The organism is Tenacibaculum sp. Cn5-46 (genome assembly GCF_022347705.1).
GTDB lineage: Bacteria > Bacteroidota > Bacteroidia > Flavobacteriales > Flavobacteriaceae > Polaribacter > Polaribacter aiptasiae.
In genome coordinates, this window is the sequence record NZ_JAKRGD010000006.1 from 130,188 (window position 1) to 145,077 (window position 14,890).

The following is a 14,890-nucleotide window of genomic DNA, read 5'->3' on the forward strand; positions in this document are numbered from 1 at the left end:
AAGAATTTTGGTCAAATTTCAAAAAACTGAAAATCAACAAAATAACAAACTCATTAGGCTAGCACTTCAAGCACTAAGAGTTCTTTCTCATAATCTTCTATAAAAGTATCTATTTGACTTTTTTCAATTCCTGGTGTACAAATAATATGTGCGATAGTATCTTCTGATGCTAATTGATATTTTTCACATAAACCTTTTGATGGTTTATCTAAGACTACCGTTAAAGCATCATTGTTTCTCCAAGCATTTACACCAATTTCTTTCAATCTCATTTCAGTATAAGCTGCTAACTTTTGCGATTCTCTTGTACGTTTTATCAGTCCTTCTTTACCATGTTTCTTTATAAACGACCATAAAAACAATGGTGTTAATCCATTTCTAGATCCTGTAATTGTAGTATCTAAGGTTCCTACATAGGATACTGAATTTACAATACGGTTTCTGTGTTTTCTTTTTGCTAAAACAATTCCACATGGTATTGGTCCTCCAATAAACTTATGTCCCGAAATAGAAATACTATCAATTCCTTCAGCAAAATCAAACTTTGGTTTTGGATCTACAAATGGCGCTATACAACCTAAAAATGCTGCATCACAGTGTATATAATAATCTTTGATTGCATATTTTTTAATTAACTTTTTCACCCTATCCAAATCATCAACAGCCTCAGTCATTGTAGTTCCTATATTTAAAAAGAAAACTGCGGGTCTGTCTCTATTAAGGATTAAAAGACTTTCTAAATCTTCATAATCCATTTCTCCGTTAGACTGACTTCTTACTACAATACTTTTTAAATTCAGTAAATGTAAATTCTTTTTTACACTATAATGCGTAGACTCACTATAATACACTATAGGATTATTAAAGCTCTCTCTTGCTAAATACAAACCATAAAGATTTCCTTCAGTTCCTCCATTTGTAATGTAGCCCCAAGTTTCTTTTGTATTAGTTGATAATATATCCGCAAAAAAAGAAATGACTTCTCTCTCCACATCTTTAGTGTCTATTGACAAGGTAGATGGTGATTCTGGATCTCCCACATTATTAATACATAAATTTAAAAAGGGAGCAAACTCTTTATAATCAAAATCTTTTGCTAAAGGATACCCTAAAAACCTCGATGAGCTTTCACTAATTCTATTATAAATCTCTTCTATTCTTTCCATTTCTATTATATGTATAAAATTCTTTTCCAAAGTTACATGAAAGAATAATTTACCGAAAATAAGTTTTAAAATAACGAAATTATACTATTTTTATACCTTAAAGAGAATTTTATCCTTTCATACAAACACTTAACTGATGAAAACAGGAAAAAATACCGTGCACACGCTAGATCATATCGATTTAAAACTGATTAATGAGCTGCAAACCGACAGTAAACAGTCCATAAAACAGCTAGCTGCTAAAGTAAACTTGTCAATTACACCTACGCATGAACGTATTAAACGCATGGAATCTAATAAGGTTATTGATAAATATGTAGCAATTGTTAAGCCTGAAACTTTAGGAAAAAGTTTAATTGTATATTGTCAAGTTACCTTAGTTAAGCATCAAGAGGTGTTTTTTAAAGAATTTGAAAACTATGTTGCTGATATTGATGAGATAGTTGAAGTATCTTACATTGCTGGGGCTTATGATTTTTTATTAAAAATTATTTTAAACGACATGAGTCATTATCAAGATTTTGTAATGAAGAAAATTTCTCAATTAGAAATTATCTCCAACATCCAAAGTTCTTTTATTATCAAGCAAACGAAAAATACTACTAAGATTAGTGTAGGTATATAACACAAAAAAAGTCAAGGTTAATTACTCCTTGACTTATATTAATTAATTCAAATGATTACACCAATGAGAACAAAAGTATTGGTATATCTGCTGCAAATTTACGTATGTTAATATGTTGAAAATTCATATTTGATCTGAATCACTTTTCTTTTGAATTAAAACAACAACTTCCTATTATATAAAAAGAAAAAAGCCGAAATTACTATGAATTTCGACTTTTAAATTTAGGGGATCAATAAATATTCTTAATTGATGAATGGATTATTTTGAATTTCTGATTGTGGAATTTCAAGGTCTAATCTATTATCATTGTAAAGAATAGGTTCGTTAACTAAATACAAGTGGTTAGCTCCTCTTGTAACAGTACCTTTGTTTCTCTTTAATGCTAAATAACTTTTTCCTTCAGCTACAAATTCGATACGAGTTTGTAAGTAAATCTCATCTTGTAAAGCTTTACCAGTTAATGCATCAACATAAGCGTAATCAGCAGCGTTATCAAATCTGATAGCTAATACTTCTTTAAGACGATTAATAGCATCTGCGTCAGCACCTTCTTTTGCAGACATTTCAGCTGATAATAAATACATTTCTTCAATTCTCATGTAAATGTAATCAGTTTCAATATTTCTCTGACGTCCTTCGATTCTTTCTGGAGCATAAAACTTATTTAATGGAGCTAAGTGATTACTTGAAGCAGGATTGTTTAAAAACTGTCCTTTTCTTGCATCATTTGCCTTAATTGAGTTATATAAGTTTACATCTATTGCTTTTTTATCTCCTGCAAACTGATAACTATAAGTAAATACATCCATTTGACCCCACCAAGAAATCAAATCTAAACCATTGTCTAAAGTTAAATCAACACCCCACATCCAACTAGGACTAGTATTGATATTATTAAATCCTCCAGTTAAAGCCTCCTTAGTTGTTAAAGGAAAATCTCCACTCATAATTACTGCCTCAGCCAAAGCTTTAGCTTTCATATTATTTGCACTGTCACCCATAGAAGCATAAACATATGCTAATAATCCTCTAGCTACATTTTGATTAATTGCATAATCATTAGTTCTATTAAATCCATCTAAAAGAGTAACAGCCTCTTCTAAATCTTTAATCATAAGTTTATAAACCTCGTCAGTTGTGCTTTGAGCTTTAGCTGGCGAATTTGGTTCAGTGTAAATAGGTAAAACTGTAGATGTTGGTGTATATTCTGGAATATAGAATTGAGTTAAATAGAAGTATGCATAAGCTCTTAAAGCTTTAGCTTGTCCCATTGCTCTTCTATTTACATCAGTAATAACAGCATCATTACCTCCTAAAGATTGAATTACTAAGTTACTAGCATTAATAATTCTGTAGTAATACCTCCAAGCCATATAGTTAGGAGCATCAAATGTAAAATCTACTGTAGAAATAAGTTGAGCAAAGTTATTATATCTATTATAACTATTTTTTGTTAATGCTATATCTCCAGATAATAAATCGCTATAAATATCATATCCTTTTTGTCCAAAATCTGCGTGATCAGTTGTTCCTCCGGTTCCAGTTTTAAACATCATTTCGTAAACACCTCTTAAGGTACCGTCAGAAATTTCTGGATAAATCTTAGCTGTACCTTCTACATCAGAAACTGATACATATCTAGTTGGTGATTCTTCAAGGAAACTGTCACTACATCCTACTGATACAAAAGCTAAAGAAGCCGACAGTAGTATTGATTTTATATATGTTTTTTTCATTATATTTTTCGTATTTAAATTATTTAAAACTTAATTCTAGCTCCAAAACTAATTGTTGATAATGGAGAGTAACGGTATACATTAGAACGTCCTGTTTCTGATGTAGCTGGATTAAACCCATCTCTTGCACTTAATAAGAATAAGTTATCTCCAGACATCCATAAGTTTAAACTACTAATTCCTGAACTTTCAATAAACTTACTTGGCACAGCATATCCAATTCTTAAATTGTTTAAAGCTAAATAGTCTGATGAAGTAATAAAACGAGTAGATGCTGAATTTACTTGTGTATTTCTGTTACTAATTAACTTAGGTACATTAGTAACATCACCTGGATTTTTCCAGCTATTTCTGATATCAGTATGCCAGTTTCCTGATCCAATTTGGTCATTAGACATTAATCCTGCATATACACTATCATATGAATAACCTCCTAAGCTATATCCAAACTGAGAACTAATTGTAAAATCATAAATCTGAGCATTTAACTTAAATGCACCTCTAATTTTAGGGATTGCAGATTTTCCAACATACTTTTGAGTTGCATCACTATAAACATTAGTAGTAGTTTTACTAATAGCGTTATTTGGGTTAGCAGCTCTATATTCAGTTAAACTTCTAATTCCTTCACCAGCATCAAGTACATTATTATTATTAGCATCGTGGTAATATTGATTCCATAAAGGATCTCCATTAGCTTGATCAACTCCTGCCCACTCTCTCATATAGAAATCATAGATACTGTGTCCTTTAGAACGTCCGTATAATCCAGCGATATCTAATAATTTAGGTTGTCCTGTAGCTGGCTCAATAGGCATAGCAGTTAACTCATTGTTAAACATCTCTCCATTAAGAGAAACATTAAACTTATAGTTTTCTTTATCAATTAAGTGTGCAGTTAAATCAAATTCTAAACCTGAATTCTTTAATGATCCGTCATTTACATCTAAAATAGCGTTACCTGTAGATGGTGCTATTCTTCTTTCAAAAATTAAGTCATCAGTATTTTTGATATAGTAATCAACAGATCCTTCTAATTTACTTCCTAAGATAGCAAACTCTAATCCAACTTGGAACATTTTAGAAGTCTCCCATGTTAAATCTGGATTTTGAATAGCTCTAGGTGTTAAAGCAATCTCTCCTCCTAAGTTACCTATAGCATAAGTATTTTGTCCTGAATAAATATCAACACCTGCTTGATCTCCTAAAATACCATAACTTGCTTTTAGTTTTAAGAAATTAATATAGGTAGCATCAAACATGAAAGCTTCTTTAGATACAATCCATGACGCTCCTAAAGAACCGAATGTACCCCATTTATTATTCGCGAATCTAGATGATCCATCACGTCTTAAAGATCCTGTTAAGTAGTACTTGTTTTGGTAGTTATAGTTTACTTGTCCAAAGTAACTTTCTAATGCAGTTTTTGTAGTATATCCTGTTGGAGGAGATGAGTTTCCTACATAGTTGTTAGCATCAGTTAAACCATTTAATAAGTTTACTACTTTATTTTTACTAATACTTGTTGTATTAAATTCTCTTTGATTTGTTTCGTGAGCTAATAAAGCTGATAAGTTGTGATCCCCAAAACTCTTATTATATCTAAAGATTTTTAAGAAGTTTTGTGTAAGCGCGCTAGAAGTTGTTTTAAATAAACTTCCATCTTGACTTTCTGCAGATCCATAGAAAGGATTTCTAACTGTGTTAGCTACTCTACTGTAATATTGAGCTCCATATTGAGCTTCAAAAACTAAACCTTCTAATAAATCTACTTTAAAAGAAAAGTTTCCATTTAAAGAGTGACGATCGTTACCAATAAAGTCGTAGTTAGCTCCTCCAATTGCATTTGTTAAACCACCAAAACCTCTATCAATTCCGTAATCATATTGGTTTCCTCCATATTTAGTATCTGGTACTAAATTACCATTAGCATCTCTTAAGAATAAAGGATAAATAGAAGGAATGTTGTCTACGAACCAAAAAATACTTCCTGAATCTTCTGATTGTCCATTAGCAATTGTTTTACCTAATGTATATCCAACATTCGCGTTTGCAGTTAACCATTCTTTTGGTTTGTGCGTAATATTTAATCTTGAAGCATAACGCTTATATCCTGAGTTAATTAAATAACCTTTATCATCTAAGTATCCAAAAGAGCTGAAATATTTAGTATTTTCATTTCCTCCACTCATTTTTAAGTTTGCCTCAGTTCTAATTGCAGTTTGGAAACCGTAATCAGCCCAGTTTTCTGGAGTATATCTTCTCGATACGTTTGGTCTTACTTTACCTGTAGTAGGATCAATTATTTGCGATACATCATTTGTATTGTAAAAATTGAATTTAGGATCGATACCTCTACTTGAGAATAAATAAGTATTAGCATAAGCTTCAGCATTATTAGCAGGGTTAAAATCTAATGTTCTGTTCCCCATTGCATGCCATGATAATTCGATGTATTCATCTGGAGACTTGATTACATCATATCTAGGTAATAACTGGAAGTTTACACCAGTTTTAATATCTACCTCCATTGAAGTTCTACCACTCTTACCTGCTTTAGTTGTTAATACAATAACACCATTTGCTCCACGTGAACCATAAATTGCAGTTGCAGTTGCATCTTTTAATACAGTTGTAGAAGCAATATCAGAAGGGTTGATTGAGTTTATTGATCCTGAAAAAGGAACTCCATCAACTACATATAAAGGACTTCTGTTTCCGTTTACAGAACCAAATCCTCTAATACGAATAGTAGCAACTGTACCTGGCTGACCAGAAGTATTAATTACATTTACCCCTGCAACCTCACCTGCTAATGCTTGTGAAATATTCGCTACACTCTTCTTTTCTAACTCTTCTGCTTTTACAACCTTTACAGAACCTGTAAATGATTGCTTAGTTGATTTACCATAACCAACTACAACAACTTCATCTAAAACACCAGAATCTTCTTGTAATGTTACGTCTACTACTGAAGACTCCCCCACAATTTTTTCTGCAGTTACATATCCTAAGAACATAAACTGTAAAATATCACCAGTGTTTGCTTTAATAGTATATTTACCATCAAGATCAGTCTCAGTTCCCTTAACCGTTCCTTTAATTAAAATACTTACACCTGGTAATTCCCCACTACTGTCACTAACAGTTCCTGTAATTGTTTTTTGCTGGGCTGTCGCGCTGACAATAGCACAAAAAAACATCAGAAATGTTAAGACACTTTTGAAACTTTGCTTCATAAATTATTAAATTTTTATTAATTATCATTCACGAATGTAAGGGCGTTAATCTTTCGTTAACATTTGTTTGATGCAAAACACCCTTTTTTTGATGTAAAAAAACTCTTTTTAGATATAAGCAAAAAACACTATTTATCTTAAAGAAATGTTAATAGTGTTAAAATTTAAAAACATGCTTAAAGTACCATCGTTACTACGATTATATTCATTAATTTTGTTTAAAAATCGGCTTAAAATTCAATGTTACCCCTTAAAATTCAATTGAAAAATTTAAAAAGATTAGTCTATTTCTGTAGAATTGAAACTGAAAAAAAATTCCTTCATTTTTTTCTAAATTTTTTACTGTGTATTAACTAATGTGTTAGGGTTAATTATAATTGATTTGTTATAGTCATTAACTAAAATGTATATGAAAATTTCAGCTTTAATTGTTGATGATGAAAACCTTTCTAAGGATAGAGTCAAAAAACTAATAAACCAACATGGTTTAATAAATATTATAGGAGAATGTTCTAATGGAAAAAGTGCTATTGAAAAAATTAATACTTTAAATCCTGATGTTATCTTTCTTGATGTAAAAGTCGAGGATATGACTGGGTTTGATATTATTGAAAAAATAACACTCCCTAAAAAACCTATCCTAATTTTTATAACAACTCATAATGAATTTGCTTTAAAAGCTTTTGATTATTTTGTTTTTGATTACTTATTAAAACCATTTAAAGAAGATCGTTTTTTTACTTCTTTAAACAAGATAGTAGAATATAAACAAAGAGAAAGACTTTCTAACTTTCAGCACGATTTAGAAAGTATTCTTGATATTGTTAAAGAGAAAAAAATTGTAGAAATACCTACTCTTAGTAAAAAAATCAGTGTCAAATCTGGTAATAAAACCTCTTTCTTAGATATCGACTCTATTAAGTATATATCTGCTTCTGGATATTATATTGAAATTTTTACTATTGATAATAAAAAGTATTTGCTTCGCGAATCTTTATCTAGTATTATCAACCGTTTAAATTCAAACTTATTTATTAGAATCCATAGATCTACCATTATTAATTCTAACTATATTAATGAAGTTATTACTTCAAATTATGGTGAAACTGATGTTAAAATAAATGATAATAAAACATTCAGAATTAGTAAAGGTTATAAAAAAGAGTTTCAAGAAATAATGGGTGTTAAATAAAATTACACAGATACAAGAATCTTACTACTATAAACTATAAAATGGTTTATATCTTTCATAATCTAGTCCCCCGCTAATGAAAAATGATATTTCCCATTTTATTCATACTCCTATTTGGATATTATTAATTGGCTTATCTTCTTATCGTCAATTTTTAAAAAGACATTATTTATTTTCTTCAAAAAAAAAGCCCCACTCTATTACTAGAGCAGGTACTTTCTTTAATCCCCTAAAAAAATCAATCTTTTGTTCCGATTGATACTACAAATAAACTCCTAATAAATTACTTTAGTATACTTTAAGCATAGAAAAAACTTATTTTGAAATAATCAAAAATTACTCACTGTACAACACAACTTATTTACAGAAGTTTATAGCTATTTCATAGAATTTTAAACTGTTTGCAAGAATTATTATTCTAAACAAAAGTTAGTATAAAAGGTACCAAAAACGGTACTATAATCGTAAGTATCACACCACTAAACACTGCTATGATTGCCCATTCTTTACCTGTGGTTTCTGAAATAATAGGCAAACAAGTATCCATGGAAGTAGCTCCACCAGCTGTGATGGCTCCCAGCTTTCCAAAATACTTTACAAAAAATGCTGCGGCTAAAAGTGTTATGATTTCTCTGGAAATATTAGAAAGTAAGGCTATTACTCCCAAGGTTTCTCCACTTATTTCAGTAATAAAAATGGACGATAAACTATAATATCCAAATCCAGCACCTACTGCCATTGCTTCTACCATGTTTACATCTTCAATAAAGAAAGAAATGATTGCAGCTCCTAATAAAGAACCTACAATAACACAAAGTGGCACTAATATGATTTTAATTTTTGTTTCTCGTATAACTTTAAAGGCTTTGGTATCTGAACCTATTCCGATTCCTACAAAAAACATTAATGCATATAGGGTATATAGCGTAAAGTCGTTATTGATTAAAAAATCGGGTAAGAATTTATACAATGCTAGCAATAAACCTATTACAAACATTAAAAGAATGGTAAGACTATTTTTCATTTTTAGCGACAAAAAATAATTTATACGTGAAATATGCTAATAGCAAACTTCCAAACATTGCTCCTAAAGTAATGAGAAGCGCTTGTAACCCTATACTTCCCATGTTAGACACAATGGTTTTATTCAACCCAACTCCTATTCCCAGCAAGAATAATAACAAGTAAATTACCATACTGGTTGCTCTTTCTGAAAATCGGATGATTTTTGATTGATTTCTAAACACATATCCTAAAACAATACCTAGTGTCATTACTAATAATACTGGTAGCATATTCTATTGATTTTATTTAAAGTGTTGATATAAATAATTGAATTCTGTGTTGGCTCCTCCACACACAATAACTAAAATGTTGTTACTTTCAGCTAATAATTCAGGGTGGAAATACGGAACAGATATCGCAGCTCCACAAGCAGGTTCTACCAATACGCTTTTTTCATTTAAAAAATCGAAAGAAGCTTTGAGCGCTGTTGCATCTGATACTTTTACTGGTTTTATTGTAAATTCTTTAGCTAACTCTAAGGCTTTGGTTGTTATTTTTTTGGCTCCTAAACTTGTGGCTATGGTTTTAATTTCTTCTAGCTCTACAATTTTATTCGCCTGATAACTTTCATAAAAAGATGCTGCTCCTATGGTTTCTGTAGTAATAACTTGTGTATTGGTCCATCCGTTTTTTTTCATGCCTTCTAATACTCCGCACAACAATCCACCGCCACCTACTGAAACAATAACCGTATCGGGTTGTTCCATTTGTTGGGCACATTCATCTATAATACTAGCATGCCCTTTCCATAACAACGGATCGTCAAAAGGAGATACATATACCGCGTCTTCTTGCGCTGCTGACTTCAAAGCATACTGATGTGCTTCGTCCCAAACAATTCCATGCACCTCAACTTTAGCACCTAAATCTTTGATTTTATCAATCATAAATTTAGTGGTTGTACTAGGCACTACTACTTTTACACTTACTCCTAACTGTTTTCCAACATAGGCTAATGAATAACCCGCGTTTCCCCCTGAAGAAGACACAAATTTTGTTTTTCCTTCCCCAATATGATGCCTGCATAATTCTTCCATTCCTCTAATTTTAAAAGAATTGGTTGGCTGATAACAATCCATCTTATAAAAGACATTCTTGTGCCGCTCATTAAAAAGCTTATGCGATTGGTATATTGGAGTTTCTAAATAAAATTTGTGTCTCATTGTTTATTAGTTGTTTCTAACTTTATATTTCTTAATTTCTTCCTCAGTCATGTTGTGAATACTACTTGCTGGCGCTGCCTTAAGTGTGTACCAATAGAACTCTGTTGGAATATTAATTTTTGTGTAATAATCTAAATATTTTTGGTGTGCTTCATCGCTCTTAGGTAAATCGGTAGCAGCGGTAGCTCCACCACCCCACGAATGTACTCCAATTTTAGCTCCTTTTGCTATGGTTCTCTTTTTACCAGCTAAAAAGAAATCTGTTCCACCTGATGCAATCATGCTTTTAGAATTTAATCTAGTGTTTAATCCAAATTTATGTACATATAAACTTGCACGCAAATTAGCTACATCGTCAATAGAACCTGGTACACTTAACATTTCTATTGTTTTTACTTCTGGATGTTGGAAAATTAATTCTAAAACAGCCGCTGGTGTACTACTGCTTATTGTTCCATTCATATAAGCTACATCTCCTTTTACTTCAAACTTAGCTGTTGACGCTCCTGATTCTAACCCTTTAAAGATTTCGTTTTCAGTTAACTTTCCATCTTCATTGCTATCCCAAGCTACAACTTCTTCCTGTACTTCAGCTGGTGCATTTTTAATTACTACATATGCTTTTCCTCCAGAGAATTGTTGTAAAATTTCTTTTGCTTGTTGTTTCAATGCTGCTTCTCCTGGAAAGATGGCTTTTTCAAAGTTAAAATTATTCATTTCTTCTTTACTTACCGATCTACTTCCATCTGTATCCATCATTTGTAAAAATTGCACCATTTCTTCTGGAGCTTCGTTCATTTCTATAATGTTGTTCTTGTTTTTATCAACATCCTTAAAAATATCGTCGCTTTCTTTTTGTTGTTCTGTATGGTAGCTAGCCACAATCTCTGCAATATCGTCTGTAGCTATTTTACCTTTTTCTTTTTGCATTAACAACAGTACGTCTAAAGCTTCATATGGATTGATAACTCCATCTCTATTGGCATCTAAAATTGCCATGTCAGACACTTTGTTTCCTACTCCTTCTTTTACTCTTTTGTAATGCAACGTAATCAACTGTCCATCTATTTTTGTTTTCAGTGTCATTTTATTGCTTTTAAAAGACAATACTTTAAATACACTCTTCTCCCCGTCTGTTGTTATACTAATTTCTTTTTGGTTTTTAGACGCTTTCCAGTTTCCCTTTTTTTGTTCCGCACCAACTACTCCTGTAAAAACTCCTTTTGCTGCATAAACCTGAAATACTTCAGATGTTTGAAAAGCATCTTGTGGTTTTAATTTAGAACCATCTACTTCTAAAGTTTTTAATTTCCATTTTCCTATAATAGCCTTCGAAAGGTCTTGGGCTAAAACATTTCCTACTACTAAAAAGGCTACTAGTGCCAGTATGTTTTTTTTCATTTTATTCTTGTTTAAATTTATTTTACTGTTCATAATCTTTTCCTGTTTTTTATATCTCCTTGTTTTTTTGCCATAAAAAAACTCCGTATACCAACCACATTTATGTGATTAAGGTATACGGAGTTTTCCGTAGGTTATTTACTTTATTTCCCAATTTCTTCCTTAATGTTAGAAATAAAGCAAGTAACTGCATTTACATACAGTTACTTTTTGTATGTCAGATAACAGTTAACAAAGGTAACTTATTTATCTTCTAATCAACTTTAACAAACTATAAAGTCTTTATATTATTTTCAAAATAAAAAGACACTCTACTCCAAGATGAAACACAACTATTTTGTAGAGCGTCCTATAAAGTCAATCAAATAATGTCTATTTAATTTTCTCTTTGAATCCCCCTTTTTCAAACTTCCCCTCTATCAAAGGTTGCTTGAAAACTTGATGCAAAGTTGAGTTGAATTTTTAGAATTCCCAGTAAAAACGGGGCTAAAGTTGTCCGGATTTTAGAATTCTGTACAAAATTACGTAAATCGGGACTCCTTGTATTTAATCGGAGTCATCTGAGTACTGTTTTTAAATGCTGTATAAAACGAGGTTCTACTTTTAAATCCAGATTCGTGAGCTATAGCTTCAATAGTAAAATTATTCTCCAAGTTATTTTTTAATAACTTCTTGGCATATTCTACTCTGTAGTTATTAATAAACTGATTAAAATTAGATCCCAAATTCGCGTTGATTGTAGCCGATAATTTTCTTGGATGTACTCCAATTTTTTCAGCAACATCAATAATGGTTAAATCGACATGTTTGAAAAGTTCAAACTCTTCAACCGCTGCACGCAATTTATCAATTATTTCTTTGGTCTCCGTATTACTTTCCTGAGGCAATTCTTTTGGCGTATCTTTTTCAGTACATAATTCTGAAGTATTGCTATTGGTTTCTTCTGGAATTAACATTTTTACTTCATGTTGCATAATTCCTTTAAACGATGCCCAAAAAATAAGACACATATTAATAATAAGGAATGCCGTATCTAATAAACTAATTGCCGATTCTTGAAAAACAACCACCAATATTAATGCTACAAACGACGACATAAAATAAAGGAGTATGGTAAGCGAGAAATATTTAATCCAGATAATCCCTTTGTATTCTGTAGTTGAATATTGATTTTTAATTTTTTTGGTGTGAATAGTTATGAGTTTAAAAGTTCTCACCATAATTACAATACTGTAAATAATCCCTCCTAAGTAAAATATCAATCCGAATAAAGGAGATTCTACTACTTGAACAATAAAAGACAAATCGAAGAATAATAAACCTGTAAAAAAGAGAAATGCGACAATTCCCGGTATTAACACATTGTATTTTTTCTTTTCAGGTACAATGGAAATGTCTTGCACATACAAATAAAACACAGGAAACAACAACCACAAAAAGTCAAATGGTAAGAATTCTAGCTTTGGATAATACTTTATAAGGTTTAGCTCTATAACTATATCGTTTATAGAACCTAAACCGAAAAGAATCATAAAAACACCTAAGAAAAATGTGTTTCGCTGTTCTTTTCGATGCAAAGCTATTAGTAGGATACCAAACGATACTCCTAATATTAACAACACAATACTTATGGTTGATTGTAATGAATACGTTATTTCCATATTGAATAAGACACAGTGTTCACCATTAAGTTACAAAACATTTTACAGAAAACCTGCTACACTATGCTGAAAAATTCCATCAAATAGTATGTAGCAGATAATTATTAGCTATGCCCAATAGAAAATCGTGCCAAAAAATTATAGCAAGCTTCAATGGCAACCAATCAAATAGAAAATTGGTATACCACCTATCCTTTATTCAATATTTACAGTTTGCAACGCAAGTGTAACATTTTGACCACTTTAATCGTCGTAAGGTGAAAATCCCTACAACTAACCTTAAACTGTAAAAAATGAACAAAGCTACTCTCCTTGTTTTCGCATTTCTTATCTGCTTATCGTGTAAAAAAAATGAGCAAAAAGCGTCCTTAAAAAAAGAACCACAAACCGTAAATCCGATTTCAGAAATAGACAGCCTTCTACGCAGCTATGAGAAAAACGGAACATTTATGGGAAGCATAGCCCTGTCTGAAAAAGGTAAAACTATCTATTCAAAAACTATTGGATTTAGCAACATAGAAGCAAATACAAAAGCCAATGAAAACACCAAATATCGTATTGGGTCTATTTCAAAAACATATACAGCGGCATTGGTATTAAAAGCTGTTGAAGAAGGTAAAATTGCCTTGGATGAAACCATAGACAAATACACCCCTAGCATTAAAAACGCATCAAAAATTACCATTGCTCATTTATTGCAGCACAGAAGTGGCATACACAACTTTACAAAAGATAAAAGCTTTTTTGAATATAGAACGGAGTATAAATCGCCCAAAGAAATGTTAGCCCTGATTGCTACTTACGACAGCGATTTTGAACCCAACACCAAAGGCGACTATAGCAATTCTAACTACTTTTTATTAGCCTATATTCTTGAAAAGGTATACAACGAAAGCTACAATAAACTTTTACAAGAAAAAATATGCACACCTTTAGGCTTAAAAAACACTTATGAAGGAAAACAAATAAACAGTAGTAACAACGAAGCACATTCGTATTCTTTTGCCGAAGGGAAAACAAAGTTCCCTGAAACCAACTTATCTATAACCTTAGGAAGCGGTTCTATAGTTTCTACCGCTAAAGAAGTAAACCAATTTATAACCGCTGTGCTTACAGGCAAATTACTTTCTGATAAAAGTATAGCCCTTATGAAAACCATTAAAGACAATTATGGAATGGGGTTATATCGATATAAAATAACCGATAGACATGGACTTGGACACCGTGGGCATATTGATGAATTTAGAGCTACCGCTATTTATTTTCCGAAAGAACAAGTAACGCTTACTGCAATAACCAATGGATCTAGTATTGATATTAACGATTTATTTTTAGCCATTTTAAAACGTTATTTTAAAGATGCTCCTATAGAGATTTCGGAAACTGAACTTGAAAAATTTGCAGGGACTTATGTATACGAAAAAGATGCTACGGACAAAGCAGTGTTTGTAAGAGACCACACTACTTTGGTTCATATTATAAAAGGTGAATTTAAATCTCCGCTTGTATACAAGGGCAATAACCGATTTGTTATGGAACAAATGTATGCGGAGTCTATTTCGTTTATATTTTCTGCAGATGGAAGTGAGCTAAGCTTTGTTCAAGGTGATTTTAAGGGCAAATACACCAAAGAGTAAAT

The 14,890-nt window shown here is 31.4% G+C and carries 11 protein-coding genes; 3 read left to right on the plus strand and 8 right to left on the minus strand.

Features of this window, described 5'->3' with window-relative positions:
• Positions 1 to 53: 53 nt before the first annotated feature.
• The gene (locus MHN29_RS13110) at positions 54 to 1,166 is read right to left on the minus strand and encodes a histidine decarboxylase (RefSeq protein WP_150901042.1); all 1,113 of its coding nucleotides are present in this window, start codon (positions 1,164 to 1,166) and stop codon (positions 54 to 56) included.
• A 157-nt stretch (positions 1,167 to 1,323) separates the two neighbouring features.
• Between MHN29_RS13110 and MHN29_RS13115 the strand changes: the two genes are divergently transcribed.
• Complete coding sequence (locus MHN29_RS13115) at positions 1,324 to 1,791, plus strand: Lrp/AsnC family transcriptional regulator (protein ID WP_235275204.1); 468 nt, start codon at positions 1,324 to 1,326, stop codon at positions 1,789 to 1,791.
• Positions 1,792 to 2,036: 245 nt separating this feature from the next.
• On the opposite strand, the gene MHN29_RS13120 is transcribed toward MHN29_RS13115, so the two are convergent.
• Positions 2,037 to 3,530, minus strand: a complete 1,494-nt coding sequence (locus MHN29_RS13120) for a RagB/SusD family nutrient uptake outer membrane protein (protein ID WP_235275014.1) — start codon at positions 3,528 to 3,530, stop codon at positions 2,037 to 2,039.
• A 23-nt stretch (positions 3,531 to 3,553) separates the two neighbouring features.
• Complete coding sequence (locus tag MHN29_RS13125) at positions 3,554 to 6,733, minus strand: SusC/RagA family TonB-linked outer membrane protein (RefSeq protein WP_235275015.1); 3,180 nt, start codon at positions 6,731 to 6,733, stop codon at positions 3,554 to 3,556.
• 445 nt (positions 6,734 to 7,178) lie between these two features.
• On the opposite strand from MHN29_RS13125, the gene MHN29_RS13130 reads away from it, so the two are divergent.
• Positions 7,179 to 7,961 (plus strand): LytTR family DNA-binding domain-containing protein, encoded by a 783-nt coding sequence (locus tag MHN29_RS13130; protein ID WP_235275016.1) that lies wholly within the window; start codon positions 7,179 to 7,181, stop codon positions 7,959 to 7,961.
• Between the two features lie 418 nt (positions 7,962 to 8,379).
• Here MHN29_RS13130 and MHN29_RS13135 read toward each other — a convergent pair whose 3' ends face one another.
• From MHN29_RS13135 to MHN29_RS13155, 5 genes are all read right to left on the minus strand, one after another.
• Positions 8,380 to 8,985: a lysine exporter LysO family protein gene (locus tag MHN29_RS13135; RefSeq protein WP_235275017.1), complete on the minus strand. Its 606-nt coding sequence runs from the start codon at positions 8,983 to 8,985 to the stop codon at positions 8,380 to 8,382.
• Complete coding sequence (locus MHN29_RS13140; protein ID WP_150901044.1) at positions 8,975 to 9,256, minus strand: LysO family transporter; 282 nt, start codon at positions 9,254 to 9,256, stop codon at positions 8,975 to 8,977. Before MHN29_RS13140 ends, MHN29_RS13135 begins: the two co-directional genes overlap by 11 nt.
• A 12-nt stretch (positions 9,257 to 9,268) precedes the next feature.
• The gene (locus MHN29_RS13145) at positions 9,269 to 10,189 is read right to left on the minus strand and encodes a pyridoxal-phosphate dependent enzyme (RefSeq protein ID WP_235275018.1); all 921 of its coding nucleotides are present in this window, start codon (positions 10,187 to 10,189) and stop codon (positions 9,269 to 9,271) included.
• A 6-nt stretch (positions 10,190 to 10,195) separates the two neighbouring features.
• Positions 10,196 to 11,590: a hypothetical protein gene (locus tag MHN29_RS13150; protein WP_235275019.1), complete on the minus strand. Its 1,395-nt coding sequence runs from the start codon at positions 11,588 to 11,590 to the stop codon at positions 10,196 to 10,198.
• 521 nt (positions 11,591 to 12,111) lie between these two features.
• Positions 12,112 to 13,251, minus strand: coding sequence for an AraC family transcriptional regulator (locus tag MHN29_RS13155; protein WP_235275020.1), 1,140 nt, complete (start codon positions 13,249 to 13,251; stop codon positions 12,112 to 12,114).
• A gap of 293 nt (positions 13,252 to 13,544) precedes the next feature.
• On the opposite strand from MHN29_RS13155, the gene MHN29_RS13160 reads away from it, so the two are divergent.
• A complete protein-coding gene (locus MHN29_RS13160; protein ID WP_235275021.1) occupies positions 13,545 to 14,888 on the plus strand; it encodes a serine hydrolase in 1,344 nt (447 codons plus the stop codon).
• The last annotated feature ends 2 nt before the right edge of the window (positions 14,889 to 14,890 follow it).